The 17,123-nt window shown below is 59.2% G+C and carries 16 protein-coding genes; 9 read left to right on the top strand and 7 right to left on the bottom strand.

Annotated features, from left to right (window positions below; all coding sequences use genetic code 11):
• The first annotated feature begins 67 nt into the window (after window positions 1-67).
• From ACXHXG_RS01120 to rsmA, 7 genes are all read left to right on the top strand, one after another.
• Window positions 68-745, top strand: coding sequence for a phosphatase PAP2 family protein (locus ACXHXG_RS01120; protein ID WP_457898805.1), 678 nt, complete (start codon window positions 68-70; stop codon window positions 743-745).
• Between the two features lie 103 nt (window positions 746-848).
• Window positions 849-2,024, top strand: a complete 1,176-nt coding sequence (locus ACXHXG_RS01125; protein WP_104822569.1) for an LptF/LptG family permease — start codon at window positions 849-851, stop codon at window positions 2,022-2,024.
• On the top strand, window positions 2,021-3,106 hold the full coding sequence (lptG, locus tag ACXHXG_RS01130; protein ID WP_457898259.1) for an LPS export ABC transporter permease LptG: 1,086 nt from the start codon (window positions 2,021-2,023) through the stop codon (window positions 3,104-3,106). Before ACXHXG_RS01125 ends, lptG begins: the two co-directional genes overlap by 4 nt.
• Window positions 3,107-5,482, top strand: a complete 2,376-nt coding sequence (locus ACXHXG_RS01135) for an LPS-assembly protein LptD (protein WP_457898260.1) — start codon at window positions 3,107-3,109, stop codon at window positions 5,480-5,482. It abuts the gene before it with no gap.
• 261 nt (window positions 5,483-5,743) lie between these two features.
• Complete coding sequence (locus ACXHXG_RS01140; RefSeq protein ID WP_245463971.1) at window positions 5,744-6,634, top strand: SurA N-terminal domain-containing protein; 891 nt, start codon at window positions 5,744-5,746, stop codon at window positions 6,632-6,634.
• Window positions 6,635-6,642: 8 nt separating this feature from the next.
• Window positions 6,643-7,668, top strand: a complete 1,026-nt coding sequence (gene pdxA, locus ACXHXG_RS01145; RefSeq protein ID WP_457898261.1) for a 4-hydroxythreonine-4-phosphate dehydrogenase PdxA — start codon at window positions 6,643-6,645, stop codon at window positions 7,666-7,668.
• On the top strand, window positions 7,668-8,495 hold the full coding sequence (rsmA, locus tag ACXHXG_RS01150) for a 16S rRNA (adenine(1518)-N(6)/adenine(1519)-N(6))-dimethyltransferase RsmA (protein WP_457898262.1): 828 nt from the start codon (window positions 7,668-7,670) through the stop codon (window positions 8,493-8,495). The genes pdxA and rsmA overlap by 1 nt, the downstream gene beginning before the upstream one ends.
• 6 nt (window positions 8,496-8,501) lie before the next feature.
• On the opposite strand, the gene gmk is transcribed toward rsmA, so the two are convergent.
• From gmk to fabD, 7 genes are all read right to left on the bottom strand, one after another.
• Entirely contained in the window at window positions 8,502-9,164 is a 663-nt protein-coding gene (gene gmk, locus ACXHXG_RS01155; RefSeq protein ID WP_104822563.1) for a guanylate kinase, read from the bottom strand.
• A gap of 3 nt (window positions 9,165-9,167) precedes the next feature.
• Window positions 9,168-10,055 (bottom strand): YicC/YloC family endoribonuclease, encoded by an 888-nt coding sequence (locus ACXHXG_RS01160; RefSeq protein WP_285168144.1) that lies wholly within the window; start codon window positions 10,053-10,055, stop codon window positions 9,168-9,170.
• Window positions 10,056-10,157: 102 nt separating this feature from the next.
• A complete protein-coding gene (gene mltG / locus ACXHXG_RS01165; protein ID WP_457898263.1) occupies window positions 10,158-11,381 on the bottom strand; it encodes an endolytic transglycosylase MltG in 1,224 nt (407 codons plus the stop codon).
• 218 nt (window positions 11,382-11,599) lie between these two features.
• Window positions 11,600-12,862, bottom strand: a complete 1,263-nt coding sequence (gene fabF, locus ACXHXG_RS01170; RefSeq protein WP_457898264.1) for a beta-ketoacyl-ACP synthase II — start codon at window positions 12,860-12,862, stop codon at window positions 11,600-11,602.
• Window positions 12,863-12,976: 114 nt separating this feature from the next.
• The gene (locus tag ACXHXG_RS01175; RefSeq protein ID WP_003547058.1) at window positions 12,977-13,213 is read right to left on the bottom strand and encodes an acyl carrier protein; all 237 of its coding nucleotides are present in this window, start codon (window positions 13,211-13,213) and stop codon (window positions 12,977-12,979) included.
• Between the two features lie 295 nt (window positions 13,214-13,508).
• Complete coding sequence (gene fabG / locus ACXHXG_RS01180) at window positions 13,509-14,246, bottom strand: 3-oxoacyl-[acyl-carrier-protein] reductase (RefSeq protein WP_104822560.1); 738 nt, start codon at window positions 14,244-14,246, stop codon at window positions 13,509-13,511.
• A gap of 29 nt (window positions 14,247-14,275) precedes the next feature.
• Complete coding sequence (gene fabD, locus ACXHXG_RS01185) at window positions 14,276-15,220, bottom strand: ACP S-malonyltransferase (RefSeq protein ID WP_104822559.1); 945 nt, start codon at window positions 15,218-15,220, stop codon at window positions 14,276-14,278.
• A 193-nt stretch (window positions 15,221-15,413) separates the two neighbouring features.
• Between fabD and ACXHXG_RS01190 the strand changes: the two genes are divergently transcribed.
• Together ACXHXG_RS01190 and ACXHXG_RS01195 are read left to right on the top strand one after the other, a co-directional pair.
• Window positions 15,414-16,457, top strand: a complete 1,044-nt coding sequence (locus ACXHXG_RS01190; protein ID WP_457898265.1) for an aldo/keto reductase — start codon at window positions 15,414-15,416, stop codon at window positions 16,455-16,457.
• 251 nt (window positions 16,458-16,708) lie between these two features.
• A complete protein-coding gene (locus tag ACXHXG_RS01195) occupies window positions 16,709-17,098 on the top strand; it encodes a hypothetical protein (protein ID WP_104822557.1) in 390 nt (129 codons plus the stop codon).
• Window positions 17,099-17,123 lie beyond the last annotated feature (25 nt).

Genomic DNA, 17,123 nt, shown 5'->3' on the forward strand with positions numbered 1-17,123 from the left:
TTTCCCCGAAATCCTGCGGCCGCGCACGGCGGGCGATGCCTTCGTCGTTCTCTTTTGCCTTTGGTGGATGCTGCTCGGGCTGTTTTCGATTCTTCCACAGATCGATCTTGCTGTGGCCAATATGTTCTTCCTGCAGGAACAATGCGCCACTCCCACAAGGCCCGGCCAGATCTGCGGCATTTTCCCTTATAATGACGATGCGCACATGCGCCTGCTCAGGGAAGTTTTCTTTCAGGTTCCCTATATCGTCGCGATCGCTCTCTGTTGGATGCTGGTCGAGTGCTGGCAGCAACACGGCGCAACCTTCAGGACGCTGCGGGCCCGGAATTTGAAAATCGCGCTCGGTTCGTTGTTTCTCGGCCCCGTGCTGATCGTCAATCTCTGGCTCAAATCCTTCTCGGGCCGTCCTCGGCCACGGCAGACCGATCTCTTCGGCGGCATGCTCGATTTCGTTCATGCCGGCTCTTTTGCCGGGAAATGTGTGAGCAACTGTTCCTTCATTTCCGGAGAATCCGCCGCTGCCGGCTGGCTGTTCTGCCTGATCTTCATCATCCCGCAGCCTGCGCGCACGGCCCTCTCCTTGCCGATCGCAGCCGTGTCTATTCTCATTCCAGCCCTCCGAGTAGCCTTCGGCGGTCACTACCTCTCGGATGCCGTTTTGGGTTGGCTTTCCTCGCTTGTCATATTCACCGCTCTCATGGCGTTATCCCAAACGACACACAGCAGAAGAAATTCAGAAAATTAACGAATTTTTTGCGAGTGGGCTGTCGCCAAAAAAACGCAAACGGCGTAGAGGAGGATGAATCTCTGCCGGCTCGCACGGCGGAGTGTTGCGTTTAAGGGCCGGCATGAAGTTATTCGAAACATATATCGTACGGCGTGTCGGCATGATGTTCCTGGTAGCGCTGCTGCCGGTGCTCGCCATCATCTGGACGACCCAGGTGCTGCAGCGCATCAACCTCGTGACCGACAGCGGCCAGTCGATAGGGTCGTTTGCCAAGCTTGCGACTCTCATCCTGCCGACGATCATCCCAGTGGTCTTGCCCTTCGCTCTCGTGATCGGCATCACGCAGACGCTGACGGCGATGAACAGCGATTCGGAACTGACCGTCATGGAGGCGGCGGGTGCGCGGCGCAGCATCATCGTCCGCCCGATCATGATTCTCGCGATAGCTATCAGCGTTTTCTCATTTGTGGTCGACAATATGGTTGAGCCGAAAGCGCGTGTAGCCGCCCGCGAGATGGTCGCCGAAGCCTATGCCGACCTGCTCTCGACCGTTATCGAAGAGAAGAATTTCCGCCGTATCGAAGACGGGCTTTATGTGCAGATCACCCAGCGCCTGTCGGGACGAATCCTGAAGGGCCTGTTCGTGGTGGATTCGCGCGATCCCACTTTCGATCTCATCTATTATGCCAAGGAAGGCGCCGTCGATGCGAGCGGCACGTCGCTTTTGATGAAGGATGGCGAAGTTCACCGCAAAACGCCTGACGGCAACGTCTCCGTCATCAATTTCGACTCCTATTCCTTCGATCTTTCCGACATGACGCAGAGCCGCGGCCAGGCAACGCTGCGCGCCGGCGACCGCGGTCTTGGCTTCCTGCTGAACCCGGATCCGAACGATCCAGATTATAAAGCAAAACCAGGCGGCTACCGCGCGGAGCTACACCGGCGTCTCACCGACTGGGCGTTACCGGCAATCTTTGCCCTGATATCGCTGGTGATCGCCGGCGATGCGCGATCCCATCGCGAAGCGCGGCTGCATCCGATGGTGTCGGCGCTTACCATTGCTTTTGCCTTGCGCTGGGCGGATTTTTATGCGGCAAACCAGATCGAGAATGCTCCGTATTTCATCGGCGTTCTCTATGCGGCCAACATCTGCGCGGCTTTGATTGCGATCGCCCTGCTGTTCAGGAACCGGAAGATGTCGGTGCCCAGGTCCATCCGCAACCGCTTCGCCAATCTGCGGCAGAAGATCCAGGATCGCATGCCGGCGCCCGGCGGCTCGAATGGGGGCGGCGCATGATCTTCAATACGCTCGGCCGCTACTTCTTCATACGCTACGTCGTGACGACCTTCTGGTTTTTCCTCGGCGTTATCTCGATCGTCTATCTCGTCGACTTCAGCGAGACCGCAGGCCGACTTGCCGGCCTTCCCGGGTATACGGTCAGTCTTGGTTTGCTGATGACGGCCGTCAGGCTGCCGTTCATCCTGCAGCAGACGGTACCGTTCATCGCGCTGTTCGTCGGCATGACGGTGCTGATCGCACTCAATCGGCGTCGCGAGCTCGTGATTGCGCGTGCGGCCGGCATCTCCGTCTGGCAGTTCATGACGCCATTTGTGATTGGCGCATTCTTTGTCGGCCTGCTGACCATGCTTGCCCTCAATCCTGTTGCGGCGTGGGGGCAAAGACAAGCGGAAACGATGGAAGCCGATCTGCGCGGCGATCCGTCCTATCACAATAAGCTCTCGATTCCGTGGCTGCGTCAGTCGAACGGCAAAGACGACGTCATCATTGGCGCCAAGGCCGTTCTCGACAACGGAACAACGCTGATGAACGTCGTGTTTATCCACTTCGATTCACAGGGGAATATCGTTCTCAGGCAGGACGCGCAGTCGGCAAAGTTGCAAGATGGTTACTGGCTTCTTAACAGTGTCGTCGAGCGCAGACCGGGCGAAATTCCGGATCATAAGAGTACGGTACAGGTTCGTACGAATCTGAAACAGGATTTCGTCTCCGAGCGTTTGGCGCAGCCGGAAACCATTGCTTTTTATGATCTTTCTAATCGAATAAAGATTGCAAAGTCCTTTGGCATCTCAACCAAAGCTCTTGAGACCCAATTTCACTCGCTGCTGTCGCAGCCATTCCTTCTGGTGGCAATGACGCTGATCGCGGCCACCGTCTCGTTAAAATTCAGTAGATTCAACCAATCGCGCTCCGTGATTCTGGGTGGAATCCTCTCAGGCTTCGTGCTTTATGTTGTCACCGTGCTGGTTAAGGCATTCGGGAGCAGCGGAGTGGTTCCTCCTTTCGTGGCGACATGGATACCCGTGATCGTCGCTTTGGCATTCGGAGCAACGATCCTGCTTCATCAGGAGGACGGCTAAGTGGCGGCAGGCAACCGCAAGAGTATCAAGGAATTTGTCGCTGCCCTCGTCATGGGCGCGGCTGCGTATGCATTTGTCATGAGCCCGGTCGTAGCTTACGCCCAGGACAACAATAATAACGGCGGCGCTGGCGCTGCGACCTCTCCCGTTAAGGTCAAAGTGCCGGAAGGCTCCAAGCTGATCCTTTCGTCAAACGAACTGGTCTATAACAAGGATACTCAAATCGTTACCGCCAGCGGTGCGGTTCAGATCAACTATGGCGGCTACAAGATGGTCGCGCAAAAGGTTGAATATAATCAAAAAAGCGGACGGATGACGGCGATTGGCAATGTCGAGCTGATCAGCCCGGACGGCAACCGGATGTACGGTGACAAAATGGATGTCACCGATAGCTTCTCCGACGGTTTCGTCAACGCTCTGCGTATCGAAATGCCAGACAATACCCGCATGGCCGCCGAAAAGGGCGAACGTGTGGGCGGCAACCAATTGATCCTGACGAAGGGCGTCTATACCGCCTGTTTGCCGTGCTCCGAGCAGGGCCGCGCGCCGCTATGGCAGGTCAAGGCTCAGCGCGTGGTGCAGAACGGCGTGACGCATACCGTCCGTCTCGAGCATGCCCGCTTCGAACTGTTCGGCCAGCCGATCGCTTATGTTCCCTGGATCGAAGTTCCCGACAATACGGTGAAGCGCAAATCAGGCTTCCTGTTTCCGTCGATGAGCTATTCGGAGAACCTCGGCTTTGGCGTGAAGGTTCCCTACTACTACGTCATCTCGCCGAGCATGGACGCGACGATCAGCGCCACCGGCTATACAAGCCAGGGCTTGCTGCTCGAAGGCGAATTCCGGCAACGCTTTGAAAACGGTACGCATATTCTGCGCGTCGCCGGTATCAATCAGATGAGCCCGGACCAGTTCACCGCCAATACCAGTGACGCCGAGCACAAGACCCGCGGCGTGATCTCGTCGAAGGCCGATTTTAGGATCAATCCTCGCTGGACGTTTGGCTGGGATGTCATGGCGCAAAGCGATAACAACTTTTCGCGCACCTATGGCTTGCAAGGTCTCAGCCAGAGCACCCACACGAACGACATCTATTTGACGGGTCTCGGCAAGCGCAATTATTTCGATATGCGCGCCTTCTACTACGACATTCAGGACGCTGACGACAACAGCACCGCCGAAAAGCAGCAGGCGGTCGTCTATCCGAGCGTCGACTATCATGATGTCGATCCGAACTCGGTCTATGGCGGCGAATTGTCCGCGACGATGAACTTCACGCATTTGTCGCGTGACAAGGCGTCGGTGCTCGACAACGTCAACAATCTCGGCGACGCCAGCCTGAACGACCGCTTCCTCGGTCTTTCCGGCAGCTATACGCGTCTTACCACCGAGCTACAGTGGCAGCGCACCTTCACGACCGATCAGGGTCTGGTCTTGACGCCGCTTGCCGCAGCTCGCGGCGACATCTATGGCCTCGGTATGGATGCGCCTAACGGCGACTATTCCGGCAACTATGACACCAGCGATTACGCGACGCGCGGTATGGTAACGGCAGGCCTCGAAGCCAAGTACCCGTTCCTCATCACCACGAGCAACAGCACGCATGTGTTCGAGCCGATCGCGCAGATCTATGTGCGCCCTGACGAGCAACTTGCAGGGCGGCTGCCGAATGAAGACGCCCAGAGCTTTGTTTTCGATGCGACCAATCTGTTTGATCGCGACAAATTCTCCGGCTTCGACCGTGTAGAAGGCGGCACGCGCGCCAACGTGGGTTGGCGCTATACGGGCAGCTTCGACAGCGGCTACAAGTTGCAGCACATCTTCGGCCAATCGTACCAGCTTGCCGGACGAAACTCGTTCGCAACCGATGATCTGGTGGGTGCCGGTTCGGATTCGGGACTTGAAACCACCCGCTCCGATTATGTGACCATGTTCGGCCTCACGACGCCGCAGGGCATCTCGCTGTCGCAGTCCTATCGCTTCGACGAAAAGGACTTCGCGTTCCGCCGCGGCGATACGCAGGTCGGCTTTGCAAACGACGACTTCCAGACCTCGGTGACCTACACCCATATCGCCGCTCAGCCGCAATATGGCTTCACCTCGGACCAGGACGAAATCCAAACCCGTGCCCAGATCAAATTCAAGAATTATTGGTCTGTCTTCGGCACGGTCAGCTATGATCTCAACGACAGCGAGATCACGCGCCAGGGCATCGGTCTTTCCTATGAGGACGAATGCACGATCTTCAGCGTCTCGTTCCTCGACAAGAAGGATTCGACGAACCAGTCGGGAAGCGACTGGTCGATCGGCGCCCGCATAACGTTCCGTACGCTCGGCGACGTCAATCTGGGCAATGTCCAGGACGCGACGTTCTGATCACTCAAATCCAAAAGGGCCGGCTCCAAAGCCGGCCCTTTTGCTTTGAAGCGATCGCCATGTCTCTCCGCGTCATTCTTTCGCCGCAAGGATTTTGCAATTCGTCGTGCTTGTTGTAGATATTGGCGCGAATTTGCCGTATTGCGCCAATGGCGTTCCAATGTGACGCAGTGCGGACAAGGACCTTTGGGAAGGGGTTAGTTGATGTTCTCTGGAAAGACACCGATGCGCGCTGTGCTATTCGGCGCCGTAGCGTTGGTTATGGCTTCTTTTGCCGTGCCAAGCAGCGATGTTGCCTTCGCGGCAAGTGAGGTGAAGGTCGTCGTCAACAATACGGTGATCACATCAGGCGATGTCGCCAAGCGCATCAACTTCCTGAAATTGCAGCACGCGAAAGGCGACCTCAACAAGCTGGCGCAACAGCAGCTCGTCGATGAGACCCTAAAGCGCTCGGAAATCTCCCGCGTGCGCATGTCGGTATCGACGACGGACGTCGACAACGCATTTGCCCGCTTCGCCGCCAGCAACAAAATGTCGCCGCAGCAGCTTGGACAGATCCTGGACAAGATGGGCGTCACCGTCGACCATTTCAAATCCTATATCGCCATTTCCATGAGCTGGCCGCGCGTCGTCAATGCCCGCTTCGGCTCGAGCGGCGGCCGCATGTCGAATGATGCCCTCGTGACGCGCATGACGGAAAACAAGACAAAGCCGGTCACGACGGAATATTTCCTGAAGCAGATGGTCTTCGTCGTCCCGTCTGCCAAGCGCAACGCAATTCTCGGTAAACGCAAGGCCGAAGCGGAAGCCTCGCGGGCCAAGTTCCCCGGTTGCGACCAGGCGAAAGTCTTTGCCGCGACGATGCACGACGTTTCCGTCCAGGATCTTGGCCGTGTGCTTGCTCCCGATCTTCCTGAAGCCTGGAAGCCGCTGCTGGAGAAGGCAAAGGGCAACACGACCGATGCGATCGTGACCGATCGTGGTGTTGAATATGTTGCCATCTGCTCGCAGCGCCAGGTGAACGACGACATCGCCGCCGCGGCCGTTTTCCGCGCCGAAGATCTCGGCAAGGCGAATGCCCAGGGCGTCAGCGCCAACGACAAGAAGTATATGGATGAACTGCGCTCCAAGGCGCAGATCCTCTATCGCTGATCGTTCCGATGCCCTCCCGCCCTTCCCGCCCCCTTGCCCTCACGCAAGGGGACCCAGCAGGTATCGGACCAGACATCACGCTCGCCGCCTGGCTTCGCCGCGGCGAGCTTGGTTTGTCTCCCTTCCTGTTTCTCGGCGACCCGAACGTTCTTTCGGCGCGAGCGCGCCAGTTGAACCTGACCGTGCCACTTCAGGAAGCCGACGCATCGACGGCCTCCGGCGTCTTTGCCGATGCCTTGCCGGTGCTGCCGATTGCCGCCGGCATGGATGTGGTTGCAGGCGAAGCGCATGTCGTGACGGCGAAAGCCACGATTGCGGCTATCGAGATGGCGGTCTCGCTCAGCATGAAGGGAGATACCTGCGCGGTCGTGACCAACCCAATCGCCAAGTCAGTCCTTTACGACGCCGGCTTCGGCTTTCCCGGCCATACCGAATTCCTCGCCGATCTTGCGACACGCGCGACAGGCAAGCCGGTAATGCCGGTAATGCTGCTCGCCGGACCGAAGCTGCGGGCGATTCCCGTCACCATCCATATTCCGCTGAAGGATGTGCCGCAGGCGCTGACCTCGGATTTGATTGTCGAGACCTGCCGGATCACCGACCACGACCTCAGGACTCGTTTCGGCATCGCAAAACCGCGGCTGGCCGTTGCCGGCCTCAATCCGCATGCCGGCGAGAACGGCGCGATCGGCAAGGAAGATGAGGCCATCATCCGTCCGGCGATCGACGCGCTGCGCAATGAAGGCATCGATGCCTTTGGTCCCCTGCCCGCCGACACGATGTTCCACGACGATGCGCGCCGTCACTACGATGTCGCCGTCTGCATGTATCACGATCAGGCTTTGATTCCGGCCAAGGCGCTCGGCTTCGACGATTCCGTCAATGTCACACTCGGCCTTCCCTTTGTTCGCACCTCGCCGGACCATGGCACCGCCTTCGGCATCGCCGGCAAGGGTATCGCCAAAGAGGACAGTCTCGTGGCGGCGCTCAAGCTGGCGAGCGAGCTCAGCCGCGCGACGGGAAGCAATCGCTGATGGCCGCACTCGACGGTCTGCCGCCGCTTCGCGACGTAATCCAGCGCCATGGCCTCGACGCGCGCAAGGCGCTCGGCCAAAACTTTCTGCTGGATCTTAATCTGACCCAAAAGGTTGCCCGCACCGCCGGATCGCTGGAGGGCGCCACCGTCTTCGAAGTCGGCCCGGGGCCAGGTGGGCTCACGCGCGCCATCCTTGCGCTTGGCGCCGCCAAGGTCATCGCCGTTGAGCGCGACGCGCGCTGCCTGCCGGCGCTCGCCGAGATCGCCGATCACTATCCCGGCCGGCTTGAGGTCATCGAAGGCGATGCGCTGAAGACGGATTTCGCGGCACTGGCGCCAGAGGGACCGGTCAAGATCATCGCCAACCTGCCCTATAATGTTGGCACACAGTTGCTGGTGAACTGGCTGCTGCCCGGCCATTGGCCGCCCTTCTGGCAGTCCCTGACGCTGATGTTCCAGAAAGAGGTCGGCCAGCGGATCGTTGCCGACGAGGATGACGATCATTACGGCCGCCTCGGCGTCCTCTGCGGCTGGCGCACCAATGCGCATATGGCCTTCGATGTGCCACCACAGGCCTTCACGCCGCCGCCGAAGGTGACCTCGACGGTCGTGCATCTGACGCCCAAGGAAAAGCCGATCCCCTGCTCCGTCGACAATCTGGAAAAGGTGACGCAGGCCGCCTTTGGTCAGCGGCGCAAGATGCTGCGCCAAAGTCTGAAATCGCTTGGCGGCGAAGCACTGTTGCGGAAAGCCGACATCGACCCTCAGCGACGCGCCGAAACGCTCTCCGTCGAAGAGTTCTGCCGGTTGTCAAACTCGCTTTGATCGCGATTACAGCTTCGGCGTTTCTTCCAGCAGACCACGAACGAAGTCGAACATGCCGTGGCGGCGATCGCGACGCAGGCGTTCGGCCTTGACGATCGACTGAACCGCGTCGAAAGCGGCGTTCAGATCATCGTTGATGATGACATAGTCATATTCGCGCCAATGGGCGATCTCGGCTCTGGAATTGGCAAGCCGCGTGGCAATCACCTCTTCGGAATCTTCGGCGCGGCGGTGCAGGCGCGATTGCAGCTCCGTCATGGTGGGCGGCAGCACGAAGATCGATACGACGTCGGCCGGCATCTTCTCCTGCAGTTGCTGCGCCCCCTGCCAGTCGATATCGAAGAGCATATCGCGGCCCTCGGCCATCGCCGTCTCTACCGGCTCGCGCGGCGTGCCGTAGAAATTGCCGTGTACCTCCGCCCATTCGAGCAGAGAGTCGGAATCGCGCAGCCGCTCAAATTCCCGCAACGAGACAAAATGATAATGCACGCCGGCAATCTCGCTCGGCCGCCGTTGCCGCGTCGTAACGCTGACGGAAAGACCGATCTGCTTATCGGTCTCCAGCAAGGTGCGCGCTATTGTCGATTTGCCCGCACCGGATGGCGAGGAAATGGCAAGCATCAGCCCCCGGCGCGCAATCGGAATGGATGTGGATATCGCCGGCTTCATGGCTTACTCCAAATTCTGGACCTGTTCGCGGAACTGGTCGATGACCACTTTCAACTCGATGCCGGCGGCGGTGACCGCTGCGGCATTCGACTTCGAACAGATAGTATTTGATTCCCGGTTAAATTCCTGTGCAAGGAAATCGAGTTTGCGTCCGACCGGTCCACCCTTGGCGATAAGGTCGCGAGCTGCCACCACATGCGCCTTCAGCCGGTCGATCTCCTCGCGCAGATCCGCTCTGGTGGCGATGAGAGCGGCCTCGGCATGCAGCCGGTCACGATCCAGGCCGGAGGTTCCGTCCAGAAGCATGGCAATCTGCGTCGCAAGCCTCGCGGCAATCTCCTGCGGCGAGCGGGACGGATCGCTCTCAACCGTTGTCGTCAGCGTCTCGATGACGCCGACATGGCCGAGCAGGATTTGACCGAGCGCCTGCCCTTCCCGACGGCGCATATCGCTGAGATCGGCGAGCGCGGCTTCGAGACCCGCCATGATGTCGGCGTCGCGTGCGGCAAGCGCATCGTCGCTCTCTTCAGCTTCCTTGAACTCTACGATGCCGCGGATTGCGAGCAGCGTGTCCAGCCGCAGCGGCGCAGGATCGATGACGCCTGAGAGCTGACCGCGTAAGGCCAGCACTGTCGCCAGCGCGTCCTGATTGACGACCGCCTCGACGCGGCTTTCATCGACGGACAATGAAAGGCCGACCTGCAGGTTGCCGCGCGCAAACCTGTCGGTGATGAGCTTGCGTATATCGGTTTCCAGCCGCTCCAGCCCCTGCGGCAGGCGCAGGCGGAAATCGAGACCCTTGCCATTGACCGATCGCAATTCCCATGCCCAACGAGAGCGCCCACTCGTTCCCTCACGCCGGGCGAAACCGGTCATGGACTGCAATACCATGCAAGCCTCCGATAATTCTCGTCCACAATCGCTCAACAATCATGGACCAATGCAAGGTGAGACTACGCCGTCCGTTCGATCGAAAGCACAGCGCAGCAGAGATCAGTTCGTCTTCTTTTTTTGCTGTGTGCCGGAAGGGGCCGTACCGGCTGTGGCACCGCTATCGTCCGGCTGACCGTCAACGGCGATCGCGCTGGGATCCTCGCCCTTTTCGGCGACGAGCTTGCGCCAGCGCTTGACGTTGGCATTGTGATCTTCCAGCGTCGCGGCGAAGACGTGGCCGCCCGAGCCATCCGCAACGAAATAGAGGTCCTGCGTCTTCCAGGGGTTGGCAACGGCATCGAGCGCGTCCTTGCCCGGATTGGCGATCGGCGTCGGCGGCAGGCCCTTGATCATGTAGGTATTGTAAGCCGTTTCTTTTTTGAGATCCGACTGGAAGATCGGGCGATCGGCCGGCTTGCCGTCGCCACCGAAGAGCCCATAGATCACCGTCGGGTCGGATTGCAGACGCATGCCCTTGCCGAGACGGTTGAGGAAGACCGACGCCACATGAGCGCGCTCATCCGCAAGCCCGGTTTCCTTTTCAACGATCGACGCCAGAGTGACCAGATCCTGTTTATTGGTCAGAGGCATCGACGGATCGCGCTTGTCCCATATCTGGTCGACGAGCTTTTCCTGCGCTGCCTTCATCTGATCGATGATTTCCGTACGCTTGGCGCCACGCGTGAATTTATAGGTATTGGGCTCCAGGCTACCCTCAGGCGGCAGCGCCGATGGCAGTTCGCCTTCCAGCACCGGATCGGCCTGCAGCTTGTTGAAGATCTGCCGCACGGTCAGGCCTTCCGGCAAGGTAACCGAATAGAGGATCGATTTGCCGGATTTCAACAGCTCCATGATGTCCTTCATGGAGGCGCCGGCCTTGATCTCATATTCGCCGGACCGCAGCGTCTCGCCATTGTGTAGATAGGTGGCCGTCAGGTAGCGGAAGATGCGGGCATCGGAGATGATGTTGTTGGCTTCGAGCCGGCCCGAAATCTCGGCAAGGCCCCAGCCGTTGCGCACGATGAAATTGGTGTTGGTCGCCAGCGGTCCGGGGCTCTGGTAGGCGGAGATGGCGTAATAGGTGCCGACGATCGCGAGAACGATCACGAAGACGACCAGCGTCATCAGAAAGTTCAGGAAAATCACCATCTGGCTGCGGGCTTTGCGGGAGCGCTTCGGCGGATCCGGAACACGCTCCGGACGCAGAGCTTCGTTGGCCGATTTCGGGATAATCGGCCCCTTCTGCCCGTTCGGAGTTCCGCTGTTCTGGTTCGTATCGCTCACCGGCAATCCCTTCATTTGTCATTGCCTGCTCTTTGACCAAGCAATGCGGCAAAAAACAGGTTCAGAAGATAAAGCGGAGCCTGGTGAAGATCCGCTTTCGACCGATTAGACATTGCTGCGGCGCATCCATGGGACACGCAAAAAAACACAACAACATTCAAGGATCGCGCATAGTTTTGCCGAAAAACGCTACAGCTTTCCGGAGTTATGCGCTGTTATTATGCCTCATAGCGACGCAGGACAAGTGATGCGTTCGTACCGCCGAATCCGAAGGAGTTCGACAGCGCGACATTGATGTCCCGCTTACGGGCCTTATGCGGCACGAGATCGATGGCCGTCTCCCGCTCCGGATTGTCGAGGTTCAGCGTCGGCGGCGCGATATTGTCGCGAATGGCAAGCGTCGAGAAGATCGCCTCGATCGCACCGGCCGCGCCCAGGAGATGGCCGGTCGCCGACTTGGTCGACGACATCGAAATCTTGGAAGCAGCATTGCCGACCAGCCGCTCGACAGCGCCGAGCTCGATCGTATCAGCCATGGTCGAGGTGCCATGGGCATTGATGTAGTCCACATCAGCCGGCGTCAAGCCGGCGCGCTTCAGGGCCGACGTCATGCAGCGGAACGCGCCCTCGCCATCCTCGGACGGGGCAGTAATGTGATGGGCGTCGCCGGAAAGGCCATAGCCGACCACCTCGGCGTAAATCTTCGCGCCGCGTGCCTTGGCATGTTCCAGCTCTTCGAGAACAACGATGCCGGCGCCCTCGCCCATGACGAAGCCGTCACGGTCACGATCGTAAGGACGCGAAGCCTTCTGCGGATTGTCGTTATAATCGGTCGACAGAGCCTTGCAGGCGGCAAAGCCGGCGAGCGAGATGCGGCAAACCGGAGCTTCGGCGCCGCCGGCGACCATGACGTCGGCATCGCCGAGCATGATCAGACGGGCCGCATCGCCGATCGCATGCGCGCCGGTGGAGCAAGCCGTGACGACGGCATGGTTCGGGCCGCGCAGCTTGTGGCGGATCGAGACCTGGCCGGAAACGAGATTGATGAGACGGCCCGGAATGAAGAAGGGCGAGATGCGGCGCGGACCCTTGTCGCGAAGCGTATATCCTGCCTCGACAATGCCCTCCAGGCCGCCGATGCCGGAGCCGATCATGACGCCAGTTGCGATCTGGTCTTCGTCGGAGGTCGGATGCCAGCCAGCATCGTTCAGCGCCATATCGGCCGCTGCCATGCCGTAGATGATGAAAGGATCGACCTTTCGCTGTTCCTTCGGCTCCATCCAGTCGTCGGCATTGAAAGTGCCGTCGCTGCCATCACCGACCGGAACGCGGCAAGCGATCTTTGCGGCGAGATCTTCGACCTCGAATTCCGTGACAAGACGCGCGCCGTTGTGCCCAGCAATCAAACGCGACCAGGACACCTCAGTGCCACAGCCCAAAGGTGATACCATGCCGGTACCCGTGATAACGACACGTCTCATCGCCCGCAGACCCCCGTCTTTTTATCATGCCATGCGTATGAATATGATCCGTCCGACCTCGCCGGACGAAATAGGGCGGACTCAGAGAGCCCGCCCGTGACAAAGCGCAAAAGATTAGGCCTGGGCCTTTTCAATGAACTTTACCGCATCGCCGACCGTCAGGATCGAGTCGGCAGCGTCATCAGGAATTTCAACGCCGAATTCTTCTTCGAAGGCCATGACCAGTTCGACCGTGTCGAGCGAGTCCGCGCCCAGGTCGTCGATGAAGCTTGCGCTTTCAACAACCTTGTCGGCGTCGACGCCAAGATGATCAATAACAATTTTCTTTACGCGTTCTGCGATATCGCTCATGTCGGTTTCCTCGACCTTATTTATGTCCTGATCAGAATGCCGTGTGACATCCCTACCCTGTTCAAGCCTGCAGCACCTGCATGGCGCCGCTGGCAAACCCGTTCAACCCGGCCTTCACATCCGGTCCCGGCCGCCGTACACGCGGCCCGGTCCATCTGCATTTTCGGGACGACTGATCACAGTCATGGCCCGCTTAACACGGTTTAAGTCTGTCGCAAAGCCAGAAAATCGCCGCTTCCAGGTTGCTCAACATGCTATTGGAGGGGAAAGCTCCCCCCAACAGACTTTTCCTTTTTCAGATCATTGCCATGCCACCGTTGACGTGGATCGTCTGACCGGTGACGTAGCTGGCTTCGGAGGAAGCGAGATAGGCGACGGCGGATGCGACTTCTGCACCGCTGCCCATGCGCTTCATGGGAATGGCGCCCATGATCGCCTCTTTCTGCTTGTCGTTCAGCTTGCCGGTCATGGCGCTCTCGATGAAACCGGGAGCGACGCAGTTGACCGTGACGTTGCGCGTTGCGATCTCCTGTGCCAGCGACTTGGTGAAGCCGATCATGCCGGCTTTGGAGGCGCAGTAGTTGGCTTGGCCGGGATTGCCGGTGACGCCGACTACGGAGGTGATGTTGATGATGCGGCCATAGCGGCGGCGCATCATCGGATGCGTCAGCTCGCGCGTCAGGCGGAAGACGGCCGTCAGGTTCACTTCCAGTACGGCGTCCCAGTCCTCGTCGCTCATGCGCACGAACAGGCCGTCCTTGGTGATGCCGGCATTGTTGACGAGGATGTCGACGCCACCGAGTTCTTCTTCAGCCTTGGCGCCGAGCGCCTTTACCTCGTCGCGATCGGAAAGGTTGGCCGGAAAGATCTTGACGCGGTCGCCAAGTTCGGCAGCCAGTGCCTCGAGCTTCTCGACGCGCGTGCCGTGCAGGCCGACGATAGCGCCCTGCTTATGCAGCAGCCTTGCGATTTCTTCGCCGATACCACCGGAAGAACCGGTTACAAGGGCCTTGCGGCCGGTCAAATCGAGCATGTGGTGTCCCTCGTTCGTTAATTTATGTATCAGCCAAGCAGGCCTGCGAGAGCTGCGTCGATGTCGGCCGCCGTGTTGACGGCGATGCCGTTCACCGATTTGTCGATGCGCCGGGCGAGACCCGTCAGCACCTTGCCAGCGCCGATTTCATACAATGTTGTCACATTGTTGGCGGCGAACCATTCCACCGTCTCGCGCCAGCGCACTTGCCCCGTAACCTGCGCAACCAGCAGATCGGCGATCTCGCCGGCGTCCTGCACCGGGGCGGCGCGGACATTGGCAACGACGGGCACGACGGGATCGGATTTTGCCACTTCCGCCAAAGCGGCGCGCATCGCCTCGGCGGCGGGCGCCATCAACGACGAATGGAAGGGTGCGGATACCGGCAGCAGAATGGCGCGCTTGGCGCCCTTTTCAGCCGCAAGCTCGGCAGCCTTTTCGACGGGAGCCTTCTCACCGGAGATAACGATCTGACCGCCGCCATTGTCATTGGCGATCTGACAGGCGCCGATGGCCGAAGCTTCCGTGCAAACCGCGACGACATCGGCATGTTCCAGGCCGATGATCGCCGCCATGGCGCCGACGCCGACCGGAACCGCAGCCTGCATGGCATTGCCGCGGATGCGCAGCAGCCGCGCCGTATCGGCAAGCGAGAAAGTGCCGGCGGCACAAAGCGCCGAATATTCGCCAAGCGAATGACCGGCAACATAAGCAACCTTGCTCTTCAGATCGAGGCCGCGCGCCTGCAGAACGCGCATGACAGCGATCGACACAGCCATCAGCGCGGGCTGCGCATTTGCCGTCAGCGTCAGCCTATCATCCGGGCCATTGAAGATGATGTCGGAAAGCTTTTCACCGAGCGCTTCATCGACTTCCTCGAAGACGGCGCGCGCTTCGGCGAAATTATCAGCAAGATCCTTGCCCATGCCGACGGTCTGGCTACCCTGGCCGGGAAATGTGAAAGCAACAGTCATTATATCGGGCTTCCTTAGGGGTCGTTTCGCTTCCCAATGACATTGTTTGCGGTGGAGTCAATAGCGCAGCCCCTGCAGTCACTGCCTTTTGCGTTTGCGAGGAGTTTCTATTTTCTTCTTGCGCTTGCTCATTTCCCACCTAGATTTACGCGATCTTTCCCCAGACTTTTTCCGCAAGCATCAAGGTTTTCCCATGAACTATAAGAATTTAGGCCGCACCGATATTTCGGTTTCGCAGATTTGCCTGGGCACGATGACCTGGGGCACACAGAACAGCGAGGCAGAGGCACACGAGCAGATGGACTATGCCCTTCACAAGGGCGTCAATTTCTTCGACACGGCTGAGATGTATCCGACGACGCCGGTCGGCGCGGAGACCCAAGGCCGCACCGAGGAATATATCGGCACGTGGTTCGAAAAGACCGGCAAGCGCAGGGATATCGTTCTTGCCACCAAGGTCGCCGGCCCTGGCCGCGACTATCTGCGCGGCGGCCAGGGCGCCGATGCCGCCAATATCCGCGCGGCCATCGACAGCAGCCTGAAGCGGCTGAAAACCGATTATATCGATCTCTATCAGGTGCATTGGCCGAACCGCGGCCATTTCCACTTCCGCCAGAACTGGCGCTACAACCCCTTCACCCAGGACCGCGAAAAGGTTGTCGCTAACATCACCGAGATCCTGGAAACGATGGGCGAATTGGTGAAGGCCGGCAAGATCCGCGCCATCGGCCTCTCCAACGAGACGACCTGGGGCATCCAGAAATATCTGACGATCGCAGAGCAGAAGGGCCTGCCGCGCGTTGCCACCACGCAGAACGAATACAATTTGCTTTACCGCCACTTCGACCTCGACCTCGCCGAGTTGTCGCACCATGAAGATGTCGGCCTGCTCGCCTATTCGCCGCTCGCCGGCGGCATTCTCAGCGGCAAGTATGTCGGCGGCGCACGCCCGGCCGGTTCGCGCGGCTCGATCAATACCGACATCGGCGGCCGTCTGCAGCCGCTACAGGAGCCGCCGGTCAAGGCCTATCTGGAGATCGCCGCCAAATATCATCTCGATCCGGCCAAGCTGGCGCTTGCCTACTGCCTGACGAAGCCCTTCATGACCTCAGTCATCATCGGCGCGACCTCGATGGCCCAGCTCGAAACCGACATTGCCTCAGCCTATGTGACGCTGCCCGAAGAGGCGATTGCCGAGATCGAAAAAGTACACCGGCAGTATCCGATGCCGATGTGATCAGTGGAAGCGCCTTGCCGCGGTGGCAAGGCGCAACCTGGCAATCGGCACAATGGCGGCCAAACAAGCCGCGAAAATATGACCTCTGATGTAATTGAGGCGCGTCATACCCACGCGTAATTTTGGGACATCTCCACAAGAGATAGGCACCGAACCGGTGCCGCTAAGAGACCAGACCTCAAGCGCCGGCGGCTTCGCTCCGGCAGCTCCGGTCTCTTCGTGCCCCAAGCAAATACGTCAGGAGACATACTATGAATAAGATGATTTTCACGAAGCGCGAAACACCGGACTGGCTGTTGGCCTTCTGGAGGGAAATTGACGACAAGACCTTCGGCTCCGGCTTCGACTGCTTCGCAGAAGACGCCACCGCCAATTTGGGTATTGCCGAATGGAAGGGCCGCGAGATTATCCGCGAAAGTCTGCGCGCTTTCATCGACACCGGATTTACCGCCCTTCATGATGTGACCGAATATTGGGATGGCGGGTTCCTCAAGGTCTTCCGCGGCTTCGTCACGATGACCCCGGACGATCCGAACCATCCTGTCGTCAGGCCCGTCATGACGCACTTCTTCTACATGGACGAGGCTGATCACACTAAGGTGCGCCACTGGTTCGGTTCCGTCGGGCCGGTGCAATTCTGATCTTGCCGAACCAGGCATAAGATGC

It is taken from the genome of Rhizobium sp. LEGMi-198b (assembly GCF_054114205.1).